Annotated in this window: 15 protein-coding genes; 13 read left to right on the top strand and 2 right to left on the bottom strand. The window is 58.6% G+C overall.

The window, feature by feature from the left end; genetic code table 11:
* Window positions 1-431: 431 nt before the first annotated feature.
* A complete protein-coding gene (locus DMP05_RS02620) occupies window positions 432-2,021 on the top strand; it encodes an FAD-dependent oxidoreductase (RefSeq protein ID WP_123219024.1) in 1,590 nt (529 codons plus the stop codon).
* 330 nt (window positions 2,022-2,351) lie between these two features.
* Here the strand turns inward: DMP05_RS02620 and DMP05_RS02615 are convergent, their stop codons facing one another.
* On the bottom strand, window positions 2,352-3,134 hold the full coding sequence (locus DMP05_RS02615; protein ID WP_123219023.1) for an IclR family transcriptional regulator: 783 nt from the start codon (window positions 3,132-3,134) through the stop codon (window positions 2,352-2,354).
* A gap of 142 nt (window positions 3,135-3,276) precedes the next feature.
* A complete protein-coding gene (gene ppk1, locus DMP05_RS02610) occupies window positions 3,277-6,000 on the bottom strand; it encodes a polyphosphate kinase 1 (RefSeq protein ID WP_123219022.1) in 2,724 nt (907 codons plus the stop codon).
* A 556-nt stretch (window positions 6,001-6,556) separates the two neighbouring features.
* Here ppk1 and DMP05_RS02605 point away from each other — a divergent pair.
* From DMP05_RS02605 to DMP05_RS02545, 12 genes are all read left to right on the top strand, one after another.
* Window positions 6,557-8,215, top strand: a complete 1,659-nt coding sequence (locus DMP05_RS02605) for a polyphosphate--AMP phosphotransferase (RefSeq protein WP_123219021.1) — start codon at window positions 6,557-6,559, stop codon at window positions 8,213-8,215.
* Window positions 8,216-8,649: 434 nt separating this feature from the next.
* Entirely contained in the window at window positions 8,650-9,651 is a 1,002-nt protein-coding gene (srtB, locus tag DMP05_RS02595) for a class B sortase (RefSeq protein WP_123219019.1), read from the top strand.
* A 254-nt stretch (window positions 9,652-9,905) separates the two neighbouring features.
* Window positions 9,906-11,351: an amidophosphoribosyltransferase gene (gene purF, locus DMP05_RS02590; RefSeq protein ID WP_114615214.1), complete on the top strand. Its 1,446-nt coding sequence runs from the start codon at window positions 9,906-9,908 to the stop codon at window positions 11,349-11,351.
* A gap of 171 nt (window positions 11,352-11,522) precedes the next feature.
* Entirely contained in the window at window positions 11,523-12,572 is a 1,050-nt protein-coding gene (gene purM, locus DMP05_RS02585) for a phosphoribosylformylglycinamidine cyclo-ligase (protein WP_123219018.1), read from the top strand.
* Window positions 12,573-12,901: 329 nt separating this feature from the next.
* A complete protein-coding gene (gene purN / locus DMP05_RS02580; RefSeq protein ID WP_123219017.1) occupies window positions 12,902-13,519 on the top strand; it encodes a phosphoribosylglycinamide formyltransferase in 618 nt (205 codons plus the stop codon).
* 283 nt (window positions 13,520-13,802) lie between these two features.
* A complete protein-coding gene (locus DMP05_RS02575; RefSeq protein WP_123219016.1) occupies window positions 13,803-14,795 on the top strand; it encodes an XdhC family protein in 993 nt (330 codons plus the stop codon).
* Window positions 14,796-14,933: 138 nt separating this feature from the next.
* Window positions 14,934-16,526 (top strand): bifunctional phosphoribosylaminoimidazolecarboxamide formyltransferase/IMP cyclohydrolase, encoded by a 1,593-nt coding sequence (gene purH, locus DMP05_RS02570; protein WP_123219015.1) that lies wholly within the window; start codon window positions 14,934-14,936, stop codon window positions 16,524-16,526.
* Between the two features lie 499 nt (window positions 16,527-17,025).
* Entirely contained in the window at window positions 17,026-18,648 is a 1,623-nt protein-coding gene (locus DMP05_RS02565) for a response regulator transcription factor (protein WP_161957451.1), read from the top strand.
* Between the two features lie 370 nt (window positions 18,649-19,018).
* A complete protein-coding gene (locus DMP05_RS02560; RefSeq protein WP_123219013.1) occupies window positions 19,019-20,704 on the top strand; it encodes an FAD-dependent oxidoreductase in 1,686 nt (561 codons plus the stop codon).
* A gap of 248 nt (window positions 20,705-20,952) precedes the next feature.
* Window positions 20,953-21,468, top strand: a complete 516-nt coding sequence (locus tag DMP05_RS02555; RefSeq protein WP_123219012.1) for a hypothetical protein — start codon at window positions 20,953-20,955, stop codon at window positions 21,466-21,468.
* A 91-nt stretch (window positions 21,469-21,559) separates the two neighbouring features.
* A complete protein-coding gene (aspS, locus tag DMP05_RS02550; protein ID WP_123219011.1) occupies window positions 21,560-23,338 on the top strand; it encodes an aspartate--tRNA ligase in 1,779 nt (592 codons plus the stop codon).
* Window positions 23,339-23,735: 397 nt separating this feature from the next.
* Window positions 23,736-24,152 (top strand): hypothetical protein, encoded by a 417-nt coding sequence (locus DMP05_RS02545; RefSeq protein ID WP_123219010.1) that lies wholly within the window; start codon window positions 23,736-23,738, stop codon window positions 24,150-24,152.
* The last annotated feature ends 300 nt before the right edge of the window (window positions 24,153-24,452 follow it).

The following is a 24,452-nucleotide window of genomic DNA, read 5'->3' as shown; positions in this document are numbered from 1 at the left end:
ACCTTGCAGGTACGCTTCGCCCTTGCTTCGCGCCAACCTGGGACACCGGGCTCCCGCTCGCTGCCTTTAGGCGCGGGAGCGGCTCCTCTTTTGGTTGTCGCTGCTTCAAATTAACTTAGGAGCGTATTCTCGCTCCGTTTTGGCCCCGCAGGTTTTCCTGCGGGGCTTTTCGTTTCTGAGGCCTGTTAAATGCTCGTAGCGTTTCGCAGGTGGGGAGCGTTTAGCAGGTCGCCCGTTCCATATCGCGGAACAGCTGGTTCGCACGGTGAACTGGGTGTGTTGCGGGCGCGCTTCGGGCGGCGCATACTGCAACCATCACGTATCCAAGAGATGCGCTGTGAATATAATCGCAGGTCGTTTAAGGGAAACGGCCGAGTGCTCGCAGCGTATTAACCAGGCGGAGGGGCCTGGTGAGGGATGAGGAGGACGTCATGAACGCAATCACCGAACAAGGCATGTCTCGCCGTAATTTCCTGGCCGGTATGGCTGGCGTTGCCGGCTTGGCTGCAGCCGGTTTGGCCGGGTGCTCGTCAGCGGGCGGCAGCAAGGAGGCTTCGGGTTCCGATGCTTCTGGTTTGCCCGAGAAGTGGGACGGCGAATACGACGTAATCGTATGCGGTGGCGGCGGATCGGGTCTCACGGCTGCGTATTCCGCACTTGAAAACGGCGCCGAAAAGGTGCTCGTTCTTGAGAAGGCTGCAGCGTGCGGCGGTACCACAGCGCTTGCCGAAGGCGCGGTGCAGGCGAGCGGAACGCAGTGGCAAAAGGAAATCGCCGGTGTAACCGACGATTCGGCCGAGCTGCATAAGAAGTTCTGGCTCACCGACGCCGAGGGCATCGTGAAGGAAGACCTCGTCGAGTGCATGGCGAAAAACGCGCCCGATAATTTGAAGTGGATGGCCGATAACTTCAACATCACGTTCAGCAACGTGTTCGGCTGCTATCCCACGCCGTACATGAAAGACGAGTACATGCGCGACCGCATCCACTTGATTACCGATGCGTCTGACGAAACCAAGACCGGCGGCGTGGTGTGGACCACGAACGCGCAGAAGGCCGTTGAGGAAAAGGGTGGCGAGATTCAGACGAACACCGAAGTGACCGACATCTATCAGGATGAAACGGGCACCGTGGTGGGTGTTGCCGCTGGCAAGAAGAATTACAAGGCCAATAAGGGCGTTGTGTTCGCGATGGCGTCTATCGACCATAACGAAGAGATGGCCTTCCGCTACGACCAGCAGCAATACTGGGATCTGAAGACCCAGTTCGTGGCAACGGCCGAAACCAACACGGGCGACGGCATTCGTATCGGCATGGCCCATGGCGCCGATTCCGCCTTCCATGGCGCGGTCGACCTTATTCTGCAAACCTGGAGCTACACAAACAACCAGAACCCTGAGATTCCGTATATCCTCATCGATCAGCGTGGCAACCGCTTCGTACGCGAAGATACCACGTATGCGTTCCATTGCCGTGCAATGTTCAATGCGGCCATGGCTCAGGGTGGCATTGATGGCTGCACCTATATGCTTATGGATTCTAAGATGACCACCGCAGATGCGAAATGCGCATGGAGCGATAATGCGAAAGACGGTGCGAAAACTCGCGAGGCTGCGCTTGCCGATGGCTCTATGGTGCAGGCCGACACGCTCGAAGGTTTGGCCGAGAAGCTCGGCATGTCTGGCGCAAATCTCAAGGCGACCGTTGATGCGTGGAATGCTGCGTGCGCTGCGGGCGAGGACGCAGCATATGGCCGCAAGGTTCAGCTTACCGCCCTCGATACCGCGCCGTATTACGCCTGGAAGACGCAGAACACCAACATCGGTTCCATTGGTGGCCTGATCATCGATACCGATGCTCGAATCCTCGATGTTGACGGCAATCCGATTCCTCATCTGTATGGCGGCGGCGTGAATACTGCCGGTTGGCTTGGCCCCTACTATCCTGGTTCGGGCACGTGCCTGCAGGGTGCCCTGAATTGGGGCCGCATCGCAGGCGCAAGCGCAGCCGCGTCGAAGTAGGACAGGGACCTGTTAAATGCTCGTAGCGTTTAACAGGTTTGAGACACAACCCCGCCGACCCATCCTTCCCGGTCGGCGGGGTTGCGATTAATGGCAGAAAGAAATCCATCTGCATCAAATGTAGCGAGCGGCAAGCTGGTGAGTGCAGTTCAGGCGTTGAAAATGCCTGTGGCATTTTCAATTCCTGCCTATGCGCCCGAGCGGGCGCGCCCAGCTCAGCTGGGCTCAGCGTACTTCGGTACGCGAGCCGCAGATTGAACCCGAAATGCGCCGCCGGCTTGCCGCGTGGCATCGAGCGTTTTCGCCGTTCGGAAGAACGGCGAAACTAATCTACATCACGTAGCCCATGGAAAGCGAGATATTGCGGGCGGCTTTCACGACGGAATGCGCCATGGTTTCGAATTCGCTTTCAGGCATGTCGGCGTTCGAGCCGCTCACGCCTACGGCGGCAATGGCGTCGCCTGAGAAATCGAAGATGGGCGCCGCGAGGCAGCGGTGGTTCGCCTCGGACTCCTCGCAATCGACGGCCCATCCGCGACGACGCACGCCATGCAGATATTTCAAGAACTCCTGTTTGTTCGTGATGGTGTTGGCCGTGTGCGCCTCGAACGTGAATCCATAGAGTGTTTCTTCCAGCTCGTCGGCGGAAAGGCATGCGAGCAGGCATTTCCCCATAGAGGAACAGTGCGCGGGATAGCGTTTGCCTACGCGTGTGAATAGTTCGTCGGCTCTGTTGGTGGCTTCTTTCGAAATGATAGAGACGAACGGTCCGTCGAGCACGCCTAAATATGCGGGCAGTTTCAGCTCTCGCTCAAGCGCGGCAAGATGTGGCTTGGCTTCGACCTGCAGTTCGAGCGAATTGATGTGGTAACTCAGCATGCTGAAAAGTTTTGGCCCAATCGCGTAGGCTCCATTGAGCGTTTTCGTGACGTAGTCGCGTTCGAGCATGGTGGCCAAAATGCGGTGCACGGTCGACTTGCTCATGCAGGTTTGCGTTGCGAGCGCCGAAAGACCTAGAGGCTCGCGCGATTGGGCGAGCGCTTCGAGCAAATCGAATGCCCTTTCGAGCACCTGCACGTTTCCTGTTTTCGGTTTCTCTGGCGAATCTCCCATAATCCCCTCCTCGTCAAAGAGACAACAACACTATACGCCCGCGCGGCGCTATGAGCTGCGGAAACCTAGGTGAAAAAAATAGGCCCTCGTGATAAAACGAGAGCCCATCATCAAAATTTATCGTTGCATGCGTTTGAGCGGCTTACCTGCCGAAAAGGCGGGCAAAGAAGCCCTTTTTCTTCGGTGTAGGGGCAGGCTGCGGCTTTTTTGTTTGGGTGGCGGCAGGCGCGGCGCAAGCGGTAGGCGTCGTGGCCTCGATGGAAGCCTTCGCGTCTTCCTTCTTGGGCTCATCGTCGATGGTAATTTCGAGAGGTGCTTTTTCCAAGGAAGCGGGATTCGCCTCGACGGCAGCATGTTTTCCCTTGGTCTCGGTTTCGGCCTGGGGATCGGTTTTGGCTTCGCTCTCGCTTGCGGTCTCAGCCTCGGTTTCGACGGTGGCTTCGCTTTCAGCGGTGGTTTCGCTTTCGCTCCCCTCGCTCTGTTCAACCTCCTCAGCGGTCACGAAATCTTCCTTGGCGTCTTCTGCCATATCGGCCATGGTGGAAGAAAGCGTGGGCGCGGTTGCAGGGGTGCCGCTCACCGCTGCGTCGACGAACTGGGGAGACGTCAGGCCGGTAGCGCGGGCGCGTTCGGCGGCGATATAGGCCTCTTTGATGAGGTGGTCTTGCGCGTCGAACGGGTTGCGGCCCTCGGGAACGAAGGCACACAGGTCGGTAAACGTGCCGTCGCTTTGCAGCTCGCGCAGCTTCGCGGTGTCAGAGAGCATGGTCGTGAAGTAGTCGAGCACGCGGGCGCGCAGTGTGGGATCGTTTACTGGCCAGGCGATTTCCACGCGTTTGTCCAGGTTGCGCGTCATAAGGTCGGCGCTCGAAAGGAATACCGTGGTTTCGTCGCCCACGCCGAATGCGTAGATGCGCGAGTGCTCGAGCAGGCGGCCAACCACGCTTACGATGCGAATGTTCTCGGTTTTGCCGGGAATGCCGGGAACCAGGCACGAAATGCCGCGTACCAGCATGGTGATTTTCACGCCCGCGCGGCTTGCTTCGGTAAGCTTTTCAATCATATCGCGGTCGGTGATCGCGTTGCTCTTCATAAGGATGCGAGCGGGCTTGCCGGCTTTCGCCTTCGCGATTTCGCCGTCGATGGCCTCGCACATGCGCGGCTTGATCATGAGCGGCGCCACACGCAGCTCCTTGTAGTCGCTCGACGCGCTTTCAAGCTGCATGCTGCGGAAGAAGCGCGCGGCATCCTGGCCAACTACGGGGTCGGCGGTAATCATGGAAAGGTCGGTGTAGAGCTTGGCGGTTTTCTCGTTGTAATTGCCCGTGCCGAGCTGCGTGATGAACTGCAGGCCGCCTTCGCTGCGGCGCGTGATGGCGCAGATCTTCGAGTGCACCTTGTAGTCGTGGAAGCCGTAGATGATGTTGCATCCGGCCTGCTCAAAGCGTTGGGACCACTCGATGTTGTTGCTCTCGTCGAAACGCGCACGCAGCTCGAACAGTGCGGTCACGTCTTTGCCGTTTTCAGCTGCGGTAATAAGGGCCTCGGCCAGGCGCGATTGGCTTGCCAAGCGGTACAGCGTGATTTTGATGCTCACGACGTCGGGGTCGACCGCGGCTTCCTGGAGCAGCTTCACGAACGCGTCCATGGTTTCATACGGGTAAGAGAGCAGCACGTCGTGGCGAAGCACCTGGTCGGTGATGCGCTCTTTGCGCGAAAGCGATGCGGGCCATTGCGGGCTTGCCGGTTCGTCCATGAGCGGCTCGGCGATTGCTTTGGGGGCCTTGCCCATGAGGGCAAACGCGTAGCCCATGTCGAGCGGCATGCCAACGGTGTAGGCCTGCTGCTTCTTCAGGCCGAGCTTTTCGCGCAGGAATTTATCGGTTGTGTATGACAGCGGGCGCTCGCTTTCGAGGCGAACGGGAGCCAGGCGGCCGCGCTTCTTCAAGATGCGCTGCATATGGCTGCGGAAGTCCTCATCGTATTCGTCGGATTCTTCGGCCGTATCGAGATCGGCGTTGCGCGTGACCTGAATCACGTTGGCGTATTTCACCGGATACATCTCGAAAATCTTGTCGGCGACCATCTCGAGCGCGTGTTCGAGCAGAATAAACGAGTATTTGCCGTTTTCACCCGTGAGCTCGATCATGCGCGGGCAGTTGCGAGGCATGGGGATGATGCCCATGAGTACGTTTTCGGCCGCTTTGGCGCGCGCGGCTTTGCGCTCGGCTTTGGTAGCGTTTTCGGGCAGCGCTTCGGCTTCGGCTTCCTCATCGAGGCGCACGGCGATATAGAGCGCGCCGTTTTCCAAGTGAGGGAACGGGTGCGTTGCGTTAATGATCTGGGGCGACACGAGCGGCAGCACGTTGCAGTCCAGATAATCCATGAGCTCTCTGTGCTGGGCGGGCGTGAGCTCGTCGGGGTAGAGCTGGTGGATGCCTGCATCATCGAGCAGGTGGCGCGTTTGGCGGAAATCTTCGGCTGCGATGGGCGTGAGTTCGCGCACGCGCGCATACACGGCATCGAGCTGTTCGCGTGGCGTCATGCCGGTCTTCGAGTCGAACACCATTTCTTTCGCGAGCTCAAGATCGGTAAGGCTGCCGACGCGCACCATGAAGAATTCCTGTAAGTTGCTGCGCCAGATAGAGATGAATTTCAGGCGCTCAAGCAAGGGAACGTGCGGGTCGATGGATTGGTCGAGCACGCGCTTGTTGAACTCGAGCCATGAAAGCTCACGGTTCTGCATATAGGACTTGTGCGCCGGGCGTACGATTTTTTTCTCGAGACGATCGGCCTTCGGCTTCTTGGCCTTTTTCGTGTCGTCTACCTCTGCGACAGTGGCCTTTGCTTCGTTTTCCTCACCCATGATATTCCTCCCTCATGTGCATCGAGAACAGGGGAAATGCACCAAATCGCATAGATATGGGGCGTATTCTCCTGAAAAAGCGCATCAGCTACTAACCATTATACCGATAAGCAGATGCTATGAATTTGCACAAACCCAAGGCTTTGCACCGATTTAGCGAAAGGCGCCTTGCGGGGTGCGAGTGGGAGAATGCTGGGGAGCGGACGAATGCCGAGGGCGGCTGCGAGGCGAATGCATGCTGCAGAAAGGTGCCGATGTGCTAAACGCTACGAGCATTCGACATGTGCTAAATGCTCGTAGCGTTGAGCACATCGGTGTATGTTCGGCACGTTTAAGGGCGAAATGGGTGCGGAATGGGCGCGGGGGAAACTGAATTCGGCGTGCGTGCGACGCGAAGATTCGTTTTGGCGCACGGGCGACAGGCAAGCTTGCCTCAAATGCCTGCGCCAAGCCCGCAACGACGTGTAAACAGTTGCACGAAATGTCCGTTGCCGCCTCGCTCGTGGGCGACGTTGACGCATAATTGGGCCAACGCACAATGTGAAAGGGGATTCATATGCTGGAACAAGTTGATCTTTCGGCGAAAATGTCGAAGGAAGAATACAAGCCCCTGCACGACGAACTTATTGCGAAACTCGTAGTGCTGCAGCAAGAGGCCCGCAAGAAGGGCGTGGGCGTCGTTGCATTGTTCGAAGGCTGGAACGGCGCAGGCAAGGGGAGCCGCATTGGCGATTTGGTCTACGAGCTCGACGCGCGCGCGACGCACATGCATGTGCTATCGAATTTCGACGAGGAAGGCGCGGCTCGTTTTCGCGATATGGGCTCGGGCGTTACCGGCTTCGAGCCGCTCATGCAGGAATTCTGGCAGGCGCTTGGCCCCCGCGGCGACATGACGCTGTACGAACGCGGGTGGTACACGGCGGCCGCACGTCGTTTGGTGTACACCGATTCCGAGGCGAATCATGCGGCCCACCTGCAGGCTTACAGGCGCGCTGTGAGCGAGTTCGAGCGGCAGCTTTCCGCCGATGGCTACGTGGTGCTGAAGTTCTTTGTCCACATTTCGAAGGACGTACAGAAGAAGCGCCTGAAGGGCCTTCACGACAATCCCGATACCGCGTGGCGCGTGAGCGACGAAGAGCTCGCCACCGTGAAGGACTACGACGAGATTTACGCGCGCTATGATGAGCTTTTGCGCAATACTGATTTCGATTTCGCGCGTTGGACCATGGTCAACGGCGAGGACAAGCGTTCCGCGAACATCGCAATTGCCAAGGCGCTCGTGCGTGCCCTGGAGCGCGCGCTTGCGAGTGGTCCCGATGCTGCCGCCGAAGCCGCCGCTGCGAAGGCTGCCGCCAACAGTGCCGGCGCTCTTGATCAGGCCGATCCGCGCGACCGCACGCCCGAAGAGACCGAGCGCGTGATGGCTGCTGCTCGCGCACAGGCTGCCGAGCAGGCCGAAGAGGCGCCGCTGCATTCGCGCTTCACCATCGTGAAGAACCCGCCGCGTTTGGCCGATATCGACCATACGCTCGCGCTGACCAGGGAAGAATATCAGGAAGCGCTTAAGCGCGAACAGAAGCGTTTCGCCGAGCTTGAGCTGAAAATGTACCTGGCCCGCGTTCCGCTCATGGTTCTGTATGAAGGTGACGACGCGGCTGGCAAGGGCGGCAACATCAAGCGCGTGGCGCAGGCTATCGACCCGCGCGCGTACACTATTTTCCCCAGCCCAGCGCCCACGAAAGTCGAGCTTGCGCATCCGCACCTGTGGCGCTACTGGACGCGCCTGCCGCGTGCTGGCCATGTGGGGATTTACGACCGCAGCTGGTATGGCCGCGTGCTTGTTGAGCGTGTTGAAGGTTTCGCGAGCCCCGCGGAATGGAGCCGCGCCTACGACGAGATCAACGAATTCGAGGGCGAGCTTGAGGCATGGGGCGCGCTGTTGTTGAAATTCTGGGTTGCGGTAAGCCCCGAGGAGCAGCTCAACCGCTTCAACGATCGTCAGAACAATCCCGACAAGCAATGGAAAATCACGCCGGAAGATTGGCGCAATCGCGACAAGCATCCGCAATACGATGCTGCCGTCGATGATATGTTCCGCCTTACGAGCACGCCGTATGCTCCGTGGCGCATTCTTGAGTCCACGAACAAATACTACGCGCGCGTGAAGGCGTTGAAAATCATCAACGACGAGCTCGAAAAACGCTTGGGGTTGTAGCTGCGTTCGCGTTTTTGTTCACAATGGGCCTCGAATGTGGCATTTACGTGCTTTCGAAAGGGTATTCGGAAAGGAAACCCCAGGTCGCATACTTTGTGACCTGGGATTTTGCATGCAAGGTTAGGCGTAATGCGTCCTGACCGCTTAGGAACGGGTCGCGCATGCCACATTCGACACGCTTTTTGAACAGAATTCTGGTTGCGCGATTCCGCGCCTTTGTACCGCCCTCGGGAAGATGCGCGGTGAGGCACGCGGAAACCCGCAACGAAAAGGCGATGAGCGCATGTGACGAAAACATGCGATATGTGTGGCGGGCGCGGCGACGAGAGTCGCATTCGGCCCAAACGATGCCCGCGTGCCGCCTTCGCGAAAAATAGGCGCACTGGGCAGGAGTTCCTTTGTGCTGCTGCGCCCTTTCTTCTATAGTGGGCAGCATGAATACGAACAAACAAAACCCTTATCGTGCGAATTCGGCGCAGGGGCCCGCCCAGCAGGGTGGGTTCGTTTCTGCGCGCCCTGCGCAACCTCGCCATGCGGCAAATCCCTATTCCGCCAACGCTTGTGGTGCGGCGCGGCCGTCGACGCAAAACGCCGTCGATTATTCCCGTGCCAACTACGGTTCGAATATGGGCGGGGGCAAGCACGGCCGCGGCGGCAAACATGGCGGTTCGGGAAAGAGCCGCGTGTGGACGATCGTCCTCATTGTCGCCGCGATTGTGCTTGCGGTTTCGCTCGGCGTGCTTGGCGTTATTGGCTATGGCTATTGGCATGGCACGAAGGTCTACGACGACATTTCCGCGACATCGGGCTTGGCGAAAGAGGAAACAGCGCTCGCCGATATGACGGTGAACTGGGATGCGCTGCGCGAGCAGAACGAAGACATCGTCGGATGGGTGTACATGCCGGGCACGAGCATCGACTATCCTATTGTGCAGGGCGAAAACGACGAGGAATACCTGCAGAAAGACTTCACGGGTAGCACGAGCGGCCTGGTGCACAAGGGCACTATTTTCCTTTCCGCCGATAATGCGGGCGATTTCTCCGATTCGAACAGCTTCATCTATGGCCACAACATGAATGACGAAACTATGTTTGCGCACATTCTGGCCATGACCGATCAGGCGACGTTTGATGCAGCGCGCACGTTCTATATTTTGACGCCCACGCAGAATTATCGTTGCCGTACCTATGCGCTCGATGTTGTGAAGAATACGGAAACGAACATCTTGCAGCCGAACTTCGCCGATGAAGCGGCCATGCGCTCATATATGACGGCACGCATCAACGATTCCGCGGTAGGCGCACCGACCGATGTCGATTTGGCGTCGGTAACGAAGCTGTTCACCCTCATCACGTGTGGCGACGACTACGCGAACACGCGCGCCGTGCTCTGTGGCGGCTGCGTTGAGCAGGCGGCGCCCGCGAACGCGGAATAAAGTCCTCGTCGCGCACGACTGAATACTGGAGGTAACCGGAGTAGTTCCTCATTGAAAAGGCGTGCATTAGCCAAAACAAGCCCGCCTTTTGTATATCTATTGACTGCCCCTCGACCACTCACCCGTTGGTTTCGTTTGTGTATACGTGCTTTTCAGTCCCACGGCGTGCGCGCGATGGTACCATGCGAGTATCTGGCCAATTTTGGCCAAGCATCGAGCGTGTTCGAACGTTTTCCGACAAGGGGGAATACCGGGTGGCAACGTCAATCTTTCCCGGCGAGAAGCCAGATCGGCTTGAAGAAGAGTGCGCGGTGTTTGGAGTGTACTCCACCACCGACGATGTCGCGAGGCTAACCTGCTTTGGCTTGCAGGCCCTGCAGCATCGCGGCCAAGAAAGCGCCGGCATTGCGGTGGGCGATGGCGACACCGTGACGGTTACGAAAGACTTGGGCTTGGTTACCCAGGTGTTCAATGAAAGCGCGCTCGCTGCATTGCGCGGCGAAGTTGCTGTGGGCCATTGCCGTTACTCCACGAGTGGCGGCATGGGCAACTGGACAAGTGCCCAGCCCCACATGTCGGCCATCGACGAGGTGCTCATCGCGCTTGCACACAATGGCACGCTTGTGAACACGAACCGCATTCGCGCTGACCTTATTAGCAAGGGCGTCGAATTCCGCAGCAACACCGACTCGGAAGTCGCGTGCCAGGTCATTGGCTATTACACGCGCGAAACCCATCATCTTACCGAGGGCATCAAAACTGCCATGGAGATGATTGACGGCGCCTACGCCATGGTGCTCGCGAGCCCCACGGCGCTCTATGCGTTCCGCGACCCGCACGGCATTCGTCCGCTGTGTCTGGGCAAGCTTCCCGACGATCGCGGCTGGGTCGTTTCCAGCGAAACTTGCGGCCTCGATATCGTGGGCGCGGAATTTGTGCGCGATGTGCGCCCGGGCGAAATCATCCGCATCAACGATACGGGCATCTCGACGCTGCAGGCCATCGAGCCTCAAGAGCCGCGCGGCTGCATTTTCGAATACGTCTATTTCGCGCGCCCCGACTCGGTTATCGATGGGCAAAGCGTCTACCAGGCTCGTCGCAACATGGGTCGCATTCTTGCGCGTGAAGCTCCGGTCGAGGCCGATCTGGTGCTCGGCGTGCCCGACTCGGGCGTGCCCGGTGCGCTTGGCTACTCTGAGGCGAGCGGCATCGAATTCACCGACGGCATCGTGAAGAACCGCTACGTCGGCCGCACGTTCATTCAGCCCACGCAGGAAATGCGCCAAATGGGCATTCGCATCAAGCTCAACCCGCTGCCGAGCGTCATCGCGGGCAAGCGTCTGGTGGTCATCGACGACTCCATCGTGCGCGGCAACACGTCGAAGAAGCTCGTCGACATGCTTCGTTCGGCCGGTGCGGCGGAAATCCATTTCCGCATCGTGAGCCCCGAGGTTATGTGGCCATGCTTCTATGGCATCGACACCGCCAACCAAGACCAGCTCATCGCCGCAAACATGACCAACGAGGAAATGTGCGAGTTCATCGGCTGCGATTCGCTCGAGTTCATTTCGCTCGACGGCCTGCGCGAAGCCGTGGGCGATGCGCACAGCAAAACGTTCTGCGAGGCATGCTTCACGGGCGAATATCCCGTTGCGCTGCCCGATTCCATCACGAAGAACGCGTTTTTGAAGAAGAGCTAATCTGTTGCGCCCGCGCTCCTATCCAGGTGCGGGCGCTTCCGGTTTTCGATGGGGCAAGGGGCTTTCCCTTTGTCCCGCTTTTGTTTCAGATGCAAGAGACATTGCATGAGGTTGAAAATGGGGAGGGGGATTGCCCCTTCGCCCGTCAATGAATAGACAGGAGTCTTACCCATGGCAGAAATCACTTACGCCGACGCGGGCGTCGACATCGAAGAGGGCGCGGCCGCGGTCGACGCCATTAAAGACGCCGTGCATTCCACGTATCGTCCCGAGGTCGTGGGCGATATCGGAGGCTTCGGCGGCTTGTTCTCTGCGGCGGCATTCAAGGGTATGGAAGAGCCACTTATGGTTTCGGGCACCGACGGCGTGGGCACGAAGCTCAAAGTCGCCCAGCTCATCGGCAAGCATGACACCGTGGGCATCGACCTGGTCGCTATGTGCGTGAATGACATTCTGGCGTGCGGCGCCGAGCCCCTGTTCTTCCTGGACTATATCGCCATTGGCAAGCTGAAGAAGGAACATGTCGCCAAGGTTGTGGGCGGCATCGCGGAAGGCTGCCGTCAGGCGGGCTGCGCGCTTATCGGCGGCGAGATGGCCGAGCATCCCGGCGTTATGGATCCCGACGATTACGATTTGTCGGGCTTTACCGTGGGCGTTGTCGATCGTCCGAAGATGATCGGCCCCGACGGTGTCGTAGAAGGCGACGTGCTCGTGGGCTTGCGTTCGAGCGGCTTCCATTCCAACGGCTACTCGCTTGTGCGCAAGGTGCTCGTAGAGGGCAAAACCGCCGAAGAGCTTGCGGCTCCCGTGGCCGAGCTCAATGGCGAAACGCTTGGCGACGCCCTTATTGCCCCCACCCGTATTTACGTGAAGCCCGTGCTCAATTGCCTGCGCAACTTGCCGGGCGACGTGCATGCCCTGGCGCACATCACGGGCGGCGGCATTACCGAAAACCTCAACCGCGCGCTTCCTGAAACCATGGATGCCCTGGTCAATAAAGGCGCATGGGAAGTTCCCCCCATCATCAAGATGGGCATCGAGGCTGCTGGCCTTACCGAGGAGCAGGCGCTCAAGACCTTCAACATGGGCATTGGCATGGTGCTCATCGTTGACGCGGCGCGTGTCGACGCCGTGATGGACGAGCTGGCGAAGTCGGGCGAAGAGCCGGTCGTCATCGGCAAAATCGTCGAAGGCACTGGTGTGGTTCGTTACGCCGAATAAAGCAAAGGAGCGGGTCGGGAAAAGCCTGGCCCGCTTTCTGTTTTCGGTCTGCTTGCTCGGTCCGACGAGGCGCCTGGAAGGGGCCGCTCGGGCCGCAGCGGGCTGTCGTTCGCGTCTGGCGTCCGGGGTTTCTCGGAAAACCTTGCTGCGGCTACCGCTTCGCTCCTTTGGGGTTTCGCCATGTGCTCGCCTGGTTGCGTTTCATTTTGAAAAGAAGAACGAACATGAGCGCAGGTGGTCTCGCGCAAGCCTGCTCGAGCGCGGCGGAAGCGAAGCGTTGCGGGCGCCGAGCAGCGTGGCTTTTATTTGCACCTGGAAAGGATTTGAATATGACTCAACCTTTGAAAATCGGCGTTTTGCTTTCTGGTTCGGGCACGAATCTGCAGGCGCTCATTGACGACATCGCTGCGGGCACGCTGAATGCGGAAATCGTTCAGGTGGTTTCTTCGCGCCCCGACGCGTATGGAATTGAACGCGCGCAGGCTGCGGGCATTCCGGTGCTTGTCATGAACAAAACGCTGTACGCTGACGCGGAAGCCGCCGATGCCCAAATTGTCGAAGCGCTGCAGGCTGCTGGCGCCGAATACATCGTTATGGCTGGTTACATGCGCAAGGTGACGCCGGTCATGCTGCGCGCATTTCCGAATCGCGTGTTGAATTTGCATCCTGCGCTGCTGCCTTCGTTCAAGGGTGCGCATGCTATTCGGGACGCTTTCGAGGCGGGCGTGAAGGTAACGGGCGTGACCGTGCATTTCGCCAATGAAGATTACGACAAGGGCCCCATCGTCGCGCAACGTGCAGTTGAGATCGCGGAAAACGACACGCTCGACACGCTCGAGGCGAAGATCCACGAGGTCGAACACGTGCTGTATCCGCAGGCCGTGCAGCTGATTGCTGAAGGCCGCGTGTCGGTCGACGAAGAATCGGGCCGCGTGCACATCAAGTAAATTCGATGCAGGGTCACCTGTTAAATGCTCGTAGCGTTTAACAGGTTTAAGGGTTTTCTGCCTTGTCTCGTTTGCGAGCGGGGCGCGGCAGAAGAATGTGGTCAGCAGCGAAAGGGTAGTGAGCGGCGAACGGCGGCGACAAGGCTTGTTGGTGAGACCTGCTAAATGCTACGAGCATTTAGCAGGTGCTTGCTTAGTGCGCCGCCGCGCATCGTGTCCGCTTGCGGGTGGAATGCGATGTGGGGTAGGTGGCGGCAGTTTTAATGAGAGGTTTGTGGTGCGTATGGTAACGGCAGAATTTCTGCGCTCGCTCGCGGCGGATGTTGCTGCAGGCAGGCCGGTTGAGCTTTCTTTTGACGACTTTCCGTGTTTCGCGGCTAAGGCGCTCGAGGGCCGCGCGCATGTGACGCCTGCAGCGCTCGCGGAAATTTCGGCTGGTCTTACGCCTGCCGATGCGTGCGTGTTCGAACGCGCGGCAAAGGCAATCGACGAGGGCGACCTTGCCTGGATTGGCTTCAAATATGTGTATGACGCGTCCGCTGCCTGCGAAAACGTCGACAATGAAGTCACGAAGAAATACGGTGACGTGGGTTCGGGCTGCGGCGATTCGTTCGTGTTCTTTTGCAACGACGCCAAGGAAATCGTGTGCGGCCGCGAGCATTCCCCGCGCGATATCTTCCAAATGAAAGACGCCACGCGCGGCCCTGCCATGCATGCCGAGCAGTTCGATGGCCTTACATGGCTCGCTGTTGCGCTTTTCGACAAGGTACGCGTGTGGCTTTTGGGCGCTTCCGACGCGTCGGCGGAGGTCGCCGCGCTTGCGCACCATGTGGGCTTCGACGTTGTGGCGGTCGACTACGACCCTGCATACATTTCGGAAGAGCGTTTTCCGAACGCTCGTCGCGTGCTGCTCGGCGGCGGAAACTTCGATGAGCTTTCACGCATCGCCGCGAACCCCTCCGATTACGCATGCGTGCTTACGCGCGGCCACATGTTCGACCCAGAGGCGTGCGTATGGTCTATTAGGAACAATTTGCACTATATAGGCATGATGGGATGTAAGGGTAAAAACGATACCGTGCATGACCTGGTGTTATCAAAGGGCGGCACTGAAGAAGGGTGGGAGCGCATCAAACGCCCCATTGGTTTGAAGTTTGGCGCAAAAACGCCTGCCGAGCTCGCCATCGCCATTGTTGCCGAGCTTGTCGATGAGCGTTATAAGCAGAATTATTCGGAAGCCGCGCGCGCGAAACACGACTCGAATTTGGGTCGATAGTGTACATTTCGGCTTCGCTGCATGACGCGGCGGTCCGATGCGTGTCTTTTTCGCCCACTCGCGTTGATGTCGCGGCGTATGGGCGATTCGGCTGATAAGGTAAACAAAAGTCAACGGAAGGAAAACGGAGGAGGAAACGTGACTAACCCCCAGGTTAAACGCGTTCTGGTTTCTGTGACCGACAAAACGGGCGTGGTTGAGTTCGCGCGCGCTTTGCACGAGGAATTCGGAGCTGAGATTATTTCGACCGGCGGCACCGCGAAGGTGATTGCCGAAGCGGGCGTTGATGTGACGCCCATCGATGCGGTGACGAATTTCCCTGAAATGATGGACGGCCGCGTGAAGACGCTGCATCCCATGGTGCACGGCGGCCTGCTCGCGAAGCGCGACAATGCCAAGCACATGGCCGAGGCCGAAGAGCACGGCATCAAGATGATCGACATGGTGGTCGTGAATCTGTATGCCTTCGAAAAGACGGTTGCCTCGGGCGCTGACTTCGGCACCTGCATTGAGAATATCGACATCGGTGGCCCGTCGATGCTGCGCAGCGCCGCGAAGAATTTCGAGAGCGTTGCCGTGGTTACCGAGCCTTCCACCTACGATGCCATTCTTGAGGAAATGCGCGCCAACGACGGCGCCACCACGCGCGAGACGCGTGCGAAGCTCGCGCTGAAGGTGTTCGAAACTACGAATGCCTACGACGGCGCGATTGCTGCTTGGATGGACGAGCAGCTCAACGGCAAGGCCGATTTCAGCGAGAAGACTCCCGACGTTATCGACCTTCACCTCGAGAAGCAGCAGGACCTGCGCTATGGCGAAAACCCGCATCAGAGCGCTGCGTTTTACCGCCTGCCCAATGCCGACGCGCATAGCCTCGTGAATGCCGAGCAGCTCAACGGCAAGGAGCTTTCCTACAACAACATTCTCGATACCGATGCGTGCTGGACGCTCGCTCGCGAGTTCGACGAGCCTGCCGTGGTTATTCTGAAGCACCAGAACCCCTGCGGTTCGGCTACGGCCGCTACGGTCGCCGAGGCTTACGACAAGGCGTTCGCGTGTGATCCGAAGAGCGCTTTTGGTGGCATTATCGCAGCAAACGTCGAAGTTTCGCTCGAAATGATCGAGCATATGAACGCGAACAAGCAGTTCGTTGAGGTCATTATTGCTCCGAGCTTCGAGCCCGCTGCGCTTGAGCTTCTGCAGGTGAAGAAGAACCTGCGTGTTCTGCGTACTGGTGGCGTGGATGCCCCGGTTCGCGTTGAATATCGCTCGGTCGACGGCGGCATTTTGGCCCAAACCGCCGATGCCGTGACCGAAACGCCTGATGAATTCACCGTTCCCACCAAGCGTAAGCCCACCGACGAGGAAATGGACGAGCTGCTGTTCGCGTGGAAGGTGTGCAAGGGCGTGAAGTCCAACGCCATCCTCATTTCCAAGAACCATGCGGGCATTGGCATGGGCCCTGGTCAGCCGAACCGCGTCGACTCGGGCCGCTTGGCGGGCGAGCGCGCGCTTGAGGCGTGCGAGCGCATGGGTCTTGAGCCGAAGAACCTTGTTGCCGCGTCTGACGCGTTCTTCCCGTTCCGCGACAACATCGATGCGCTGGCAAGCTTTGGCGTCACCGCCATCATCCAGCCCGGCGGCTCCATCCGCGACGAGGAAAGCATCGAGGCGTGCGACGAGCACGGCATTGCCATGGTGTTCACGGGGCATCGCCACTTCCGTCATTAGTTGGTTGGCGCCGTTCTGCCGAACGGCGCCAACTGCCGACGCTGCGCTGGGTTCTGGCGGGCATCTTGCCATTCAGCCCTCGCGCATGGCCGCAAGGCCAATGCGTTCGGGCCTCAAGGCAATCTGCTCCGCCAGAACCCATGCTCGCTGACGTTGCTTGCGGAAGCGATTTTTGTTTTGCTGCGGCAATTCGCGCGCGACTCTCAATCGTCGCTCGCGTAGCGCCGCTATGCGTCGCTTCTCTTTCGAACCAATTCGACTCGCCAGCTTGCCGCTCGCTGACCTGGGCTGCGAAAGTGGCATTTGTCGAGTACTGCTCAATCGCGATCAGCGTGAAACGGATTTTGCATGGACCAGGGAATCTTCCTGGCCCATTTTGTTTGCCAGGGCGGCAATTGCGCCTGCTCAAAGACGCGTCGAAACCGGTTGCGCAGCCGTGCGGCCGGTTTTTTGCTATCATGGGGCAGTTTTCTGGGGAGAAGATATAAGGGAGGCGCGCATGTCTGTTGCGCAGGCGAGGGGTATCGTCAAAGGCTTGAAGTGGCACCACTTGGGCTTCTGCTTCTTTTGGGCCGTCACGTTCGTCGCGCTCATGGCTCCTGCCGATGAGTTCGCGTTTGCAAGCACGGGCTTTTCCGTGGGAAAGCAACTTTCGACCATCGTTGCCGTCGTGGCGGCGGCGACGCTTTCGGTCCGTCGCGGCAGCAAGGCGTTTTCTCCCGAGTCGGCGTATATCGCGGGCATCGCCCTGTCGGCGGGGTCTCTTTTGTACTATCTTGCATTCTTTTTGGCCGATTTCTCGGTTGCCTCGGTCGCAATCGCATCGGCGCTGGTAGGAGCTTCGCAGGGCGCGTTTTTCGTGATGTGGCAAAGCTTTTATGCGTCAGAAGGCACCTCGCGCACCACGGTTTATATCCCTCTTTCTGCGCTGTGCTCGGTTGTGCTGTGCATCGCCATTGGCTTCTTGCCGACGGAATGGCTTGTGGTTTGCGGCGTCATCGTCTTGCCCGCGCTTGGCGCTTGGACGCTGCGCAAAAGCCTTGCTGAAGTCGTTCCCTATGAAGCGGAGCCTCTCACTCGCGAGCGTCGCCGCATGTTGCTGCGCGATATGGGACGTCCGGTGTTTTGCGTGTGCGCCATCGGTTTTGTGTGGAAGATGATTGGCTATGTGGTTCCGCAGGGCAACCTCGGCTCTTTCGAGGGCATCATGCTCGGCATGAGCTGTGCCACACTTGTGGTTGCGGCCATCGAGCTATTCACCGAGCGTGGCTTTGACATGCTGCGCGTGTATCAGGTCCTCTTTCCGCTCATCACTGGCGTGTTCCTGTTGCCCACGTTCTTTGGCATTGAATGGCTTGGCGCGGTTTCGGTATTTACCATGTTCGGCTTCGAGGTGGTGAATCTGTTGCTGCTCATTACGTGCGCGGCGTATGCAAGCCGCAAGGCCATCGACTCGTCGCTTGTGTATGCGCTGTGCGTGGCCCCCACGCTCGTGAGTTTGCTTTTGGGCGATTCGGTGGGGCAGGTTGCCGCTGCGCATACAGTGCTCGATTTCACGCTCGTGGTCGACGTGCTGTTCGTGTGCGTGTATGTGCTTACGGCGGCGCTCTTTTTGGCATCGCTTGGCCGCAATAGAAGCGATGTGCGCCGGTCGATAACCGCGGCTCCCCAGTCTGGTTCAGGTGAACGCGACTCTGGGGAATCCATTGCGGAAAACGTCGTTCGGGCAAAATCTGAGGAATTCCCGGTTCAAGGTGCGAGCGTGGTTGAAGGGGGCCAATGCGTTCAGAAGGAGCCGTCGAGCAAAGAGGCATCGCGTGATGTTCAACAGTGTGAAGAAAAGCCCTCGGCCGCTTTTCGCCGCTCAAATGGCGCCGCCCCCATGACGCCAACCGATGAGTCGCCGACTTCCCTTGAAGAGCGTCTTTCTTCGCTTGATCTTGCCGACCCGCTTTCTGCTCGTGAGTGCGAGGTCGCCGATTTGATGCGGCATGGGAACACCGTTGCGACTATTGCTCGCCGTCTCTACATTTCGGAAAACACAGTGCGCGGGCATACGAAAAGCATCTATCGCAAACTCGGAATCCACTCGAAGCAAGAGCTCATCGATCTTTTAAATTAGCCCGCCTTTAGTCTTTCCGCCATCCTTCATATCCAAGAAAACCCAACCCATCTTGCCGAAGCGAGGTGGGTTGTCTTGTTTTTCAGCCTTTGATTCCATGGGTTACTACCCCGATAATACGAAGTTAAACAAGCTCTCTACCAGGTAAAACAATAAAACAACCCATAATATGTGGTGCGCCGCGCCCCGTCTCGCCTCTATAGTGACCGCATCGCATCCAGGGAGGGTGCAGATGCAAGCGCCAGGGAGGGCGCGTCTTCGCAAAGCCATGAAATACGCCTGCGCGGTCTTGGGCCTGCGCGGCTTGCCGTGGCGTTTGGAGCGGTATTCTCGGGCGCGGCATTCCAAGAAATTCCATTAGGAGGGAACTATGGAAGAATTGAAGAAGGGCATTTCTCGCCGCAATCTGCTCAAGGGCGCAACGCTTTCTGCCGCTGGCGTGGCGGCGCTCGGCATGTTTGGCTGCAGCCCGGCGGGCGGCTCGTCGAGCTCGAGCAGCAAGTCTGACGCTGCTGCTGGCGAGAAGAAGCACACGTGGGAGGTAGCCCCCGAGGCCATCACCGATATCGCCGAAACCGTCGAGACCGAAGTGCTCGTTATCGGCGCCGGCTATTCGGGAACCTGCTGCGCTCTGAACGCTGCGCAGAACGGCGTCAAGGTCACCTTGGTTGAGAAAGACGGCGTGCCCAACGGCCACGGCGTTGGCGGTACGGGCGCTATCGCATCGAAGGCGCTCGATGCGCTCGACATCCATTTTGACAAGTCCATCGAAATGGAGCGCTGGGTTTCCACGTGTGGCAACCGCTGCCGTGAGTCCCTCGTTGCCAAGTGGTTCCGTGAGAGTGAACGCTGCATGAACTGGCTGCTCGACCTTGCTGAGTCCGATGGCGCGAAATGCATGGTCACCGTTGGTTCCAATTCAACGGTGCACCCCGAGATCGATTGCTATCACATGATCTTCGGCGGCAACCTCGCCAAGGAAAACGAGGCAATCTCCATCGCGACCTACATTGAGTACCTGTTCATCGCCAAGGCTGAAGAGACGGGCAATTTCGAGCTCGTGTACAACATGCCTGCTCAGCAGCTCGTTACCAACGATAAGGGCGAAGTCACCGGCGCTATTTGCAAGAATGAAGAGGGCAAGTACGTGCAGTACAACGCCTCCAAGGGCGTCGTGCTCGCCACCGGCGACGTGAGCTACAACGATGAGTACATCAACGAGTTCGCTCCCATCGCGAACAAGGTTATGACCCGCCTGTGTTCCGACCAGGGCAACACCGGCGACGGCCACAACATGGCCGCATGGGTCGGCGGCGCCTTCCAGGACGGCCCGTGGCCCACGATGATGCACCCGCAGGCTGCGGCTATGTACCATGGTCCCTTCCTGTTCGTGAACCCCAAGGGCAAGCGCTTTATGAATGAGGCAACCTGGGTTCAGGGCAAGTGCGTTGGCACTATGGTCAACGGCGGCGACGACCACTGCTGGTCGATCTTCGACTCCAACTTCGAGGCCGACAACACCGCGTCGCTCGAGTTCGGCGGCGGCATGTTCTGGGATTCGTTCCGCGCTGTGGGCACCACGGCGGCCGATGCGTCCGCTTCCCATGCCAAGACGGTGAAGGAAGGCGTCGAGAAGACCCCCGACAACTACAAGGTTGCCGACACCATCGACGAACTGCTCAAGCAGCTCGACGTCGACGTTGACGAGGCCAAGAAGACCATCGAGCGCTACAACGAGATTTGCAAGAAGGGCGAAGACACTGACTTCTTCAAGGAATCTCACTTCCTGTTCCCCATCGAGCAGGGCCCCTTCTACGCGACCAAGGTTGCCCCTGGTCTGCTCGCCGTTGTCGGCGGCATCGCGATTTCCGACAACTTCGAGGTTGTCAACGCCGAGGGTGAGCCCATCAAGGGCCTGTACGCCATTGGCAACTGCTCGGGCAACATGTACGCGTACGACTACCCGATCAACGTTCAGGGCAACAGCCATGGCCGCTGCCTCGTCGAGGGCAAGTGCCTCGGCGAACAACTCGCGGGCGTCTACGAGGAGCAGTAGGAACGCAACGAGCCGTCGGCTGGCCATGTGGGCGAGATGCAGCTTGGCATCGCGAATTGCTTTGAAGGCAGGAGCGAAGCGTGGCGGCGCTACGCAAGCGACAAGCGCAAGGCGCGATGCGGTGCTCGGCTGCGCCCGACGGCAACTTGAAGCGCTGTTCAGCGGAACGGTGCAGAAATACACCCCTCCCCGGGCCCGCCGCTTGGCGGGCCCTTTTTGTTAGACTTACGTGCGATGAAAGGAATCGCATGACTATGAACGACGAGGAATTGTTCGAGCATTTGCAGGAACTTGTTGCCGAGTTGCCCGCAATGCAGGAAAAAGGCGCCGTGCTTGCGAGGGCCCGTGCCGCAGCTGAAGTTGCTAAGCGCGCGCATTACTACGAAGGCCAGCAAAATGAGCTGAATGGCATTTTGTCCGAGATGGCCGAGCATGAACGACAGAGGGCGATAGCCATCGAGCAAGGCGACTGTGACCGTGAAGAAGCGCAGCGCGCCCTTATCCTGATGTGCGGCACGCAGCGCGGCATTCGCAAAGGCGCTGCCGATGCGGCGAAACGCGAGCTTGACCAGGCTCTTTCCGATGGCGGGTTCGCGTCTTGCGAAGAAGCGCGTGCTGCAGAGCTTTCCGAACTTGACCTCGCGAGCCTTTCTGCGGAAATCGAAGCCTATCAGGCCGATTACGCTGAAACGCTCGCCGCATGTGAGCGAATCGAGACAGCGGAGGCGGCTTCGACCGATGCAGAAGGTGTCGAAGAAGCGTAAATTGCGCCGCGACCTTTCGCCGCATGGGCTTCGTGCGCTACAATAGCCCAGTTTGAGCGATTAGTTTCACTTCGCAAGGAGCTATAAACCGATGACCGAATTCATCAACGAGTATTGCATGCACGACCACACGTGCGGCGAGCTGCGTGCCTCCGATGTCGACGCGCAGGTCACCCTCACTGGCTGGGTGTGGCACAACCGCGACCATGGCGGCCTGATTTTCGTGGACCTTCGCGACCGCGAGGGCTACACGCAAATCGTGATCGACCCCGATTGCGTTTCCGAAGAGGAATTCCACGTTGCCGAGCATCTCGGCCGCGAGTTCGTGCTGAAAATCACGGGCAAAGTGCGCGCTCGCGCTGAAGGCACCGTGAATCCGAACATGGCGACGGGCGAGATTGAAGTGCTCGCCAGCGGCATCGAGGTGCTGAACACCTCGGTCACGCCTCCGTTCTCTATCGAGGATGGCATCGAGACCGACGAAACCACGCGCATGAAGTGGCGCTACATGGACCTTCGCCGTCCCGAGATGTACAAGAATCTCAAGCTTCGCCATACCGTGGCCCAGGCTATGCGCAAGGCCCTCAACGAGCGTGGCTTCCTCGAGGTCGAAACGCCGATCCTGGCGAACTCCACGCCCGAAGGCGCTCGCGACTACCTGGTTCCGTCTCGCCCCAACCCGGGCAAGTTCTACGCGCTTCCGCAAAGCCCGCAGCAGTTCAAGCAGATGCTCATGGTGGGCGGCATCGAGCGCTACTACCAGATCGCTCGCTGCTTCCGCGACGAGGACCTGCGTGCCGACCGCCAGCCTGAGTTCACTCAGGTCGACATCGAGATGTCGTTCGTTCAGGAGAATGACGTCATCGACATGATGGAAGGTGTGTTCAAGGAAGTTCTCGAGGCCGCTGGCGTCGAGCACGAATTCCCGCTGCAGCGCATGCCGTGGAAAGAGGCCATGGACCGCTTTGGTTGCGACCGCCCCGACATCCGCTTTGGCATGGAGCTCGTTGAGCTTACCGAGATTGTGCGTGGCTGCGGCTTCGGCGTATTCGCCAAGGCTGTCGAGGCCGGCAATATCGTGAAGGCCATCAACGCGAAGGGCGCTGGCGACTGGAGCCGTGGCGACATCGACAAGCTGGCCGACATCGCTTCCGCCAATGGCGCGAAGGGCATGGCTTGGATTGCCTACACCACTGACGGCAAAGAGAAGAGCCCCATCATCAAGTTCCTGGGCGACGAGGTTCACGCGAAGATCAAGGAAGCTATGAACGTCGAGCCGGGCGACCTGGTTCTGTTCGCGGCCGATACGTTCGACATCGCGAACGCCGTGCTTTCTGCCCTGCGCCTGCACATGGCCGAGGCACTGAACATTCCGCGCGATGGCCACAAGCTGCTGTGGGTCGTCGATTTCCCCATGTTCAAGTACGACGAGGAAACCAAGAAGTACGCGGCTGAGCATCATCCGTTCACGATGATCCCGAAGTCCGATTGGGATAAAATCGAGACCGACCCCATGGCGTGCGGCAGCTACAGCTACGACATCGTCATGGACGGCTTCGAGGCTGGTGGCGGCTCCATTCGTATTCACAACGCCGAGCTGCAGAAGCGCGTTTTGAAGCGCTGCGGCGTCGACGATGAAGATATGGAAGTGAAGTTTGGCCACCTGATTCATGCGCTCGAGCTTGGCGCGCCCCCGCATGGCGGCATCGCTATTGGTCTCGACCGCCTGGTCATGCTGCTGGCTGGCAAAGATTCCATCCGCGACGTCATCGCTTTCCCGAAGACGAGCTCGGCGGCCGATCCCATGACCGGCGCTCCGAACGAGGTTACGACCCGTCAGCTCAAAGAGGTCAACCTGCGCACGCTGTAAGCGCTGGCTGCGAACGTAGTTGCATTCCGAAAGCCGCTGCCCGGTATGGGCGGCGGCTTTTTCGTGTGTAACGCCGCCTTTGCATCAAAACTCGCAATGCCATTGCAGAAAAATGCACGAAGTGCGTACCCTCTTTCAAAAAAGCGTGTGCCACTTTAGAATTGATGATACGCGACCTGGGGTTTTATGGGGCGAATGCCTTCTACAACTTGAGTTTGGCGCAAAGGGTACGCACTTCGTGCGTTTTCATGTGACGTGGGTTGCCGCGCGGTGGAATATGGCGGTTTCGTCGCATGCGGCGCGCGCCGGTGACGGCTTTTCAACAGCCTGCGATCACCGGCGCGTAAATACCTATGCTCTTACTTGTTCAAATATCTGCATATGAGGAAAGACGCTCATGAAAAACTTCTTCGCGCAATTGCCGTATAAAATCGGCGCTTTCATGGTCGGCCGTCGCGGCATGGATAATTTCAATGTCGCGTTGCTCGTGACATCCGTGATTTGCATGGTGCTTGAAATCCTGTTTGGATGGCGCGTGCTTTCGTGGATATCGTTTGTCCTGCTCATCGTATGTTGCGTGCGCTGCTATTCCAAAAACATCGCGGCGCGAGAAAAAGAGAACCAGAAGTGGCTGGCGGCATCGGCGAAGCCAAAGCGTTGGTGGAATATGCTCGACACCATGTACGTGAATCGCAAGACCACGAAATACTTCCGGTGCAAAGGGTGCGGGCAAATTCTCTCCATCCCGCGTGGCAAAGGTACGATGCGTATCGTGTGCCCGAAATGCAAAACCGAGGTCATGAAGAAGTCGTAAGGCAGTGTCGAGGCGAATTGAAACGGACGAGTCTTCGTTCGGTTGCTTTCCCCGTGCCCTCGCGCAATCGAGGCGTGTGCGCCTCGATTGCTATTTGCGCCATGCCCCAATTGCGTCAATGGTGCTTGTGGCTCCAATGTAGGCGAGCTGGCGTTGGGTAGATTTCGTCTGTTCAAGAGCTTCTTGCGTTGCGTAGAGAAGGGCGCGTTCCTGAAAAAGGGAATAAATCGGGTAAAAAATCGTAAAGGCATACGCGCATAGGTGGCCGTTGGCATGTGCCTGATGCATCAGGGCTTACAA

This window comes from Slackia isoflavoniconvertens (assembly GCF_003725955.1).
In the GTDB taxonomy this organism is placed as follows: domain Bacteria; phylum Actinomycetota; class Coriobacteriia; order Coriobacteriales; family Eggerthellaceae; genus Slackia; species Slackia isoflavoniconvertens.
The sequence above is the reverse complement of the archived record's forward strand: the minus strand, read 5'-3'. Positions and strand labels throughout refer to the sequence as shown.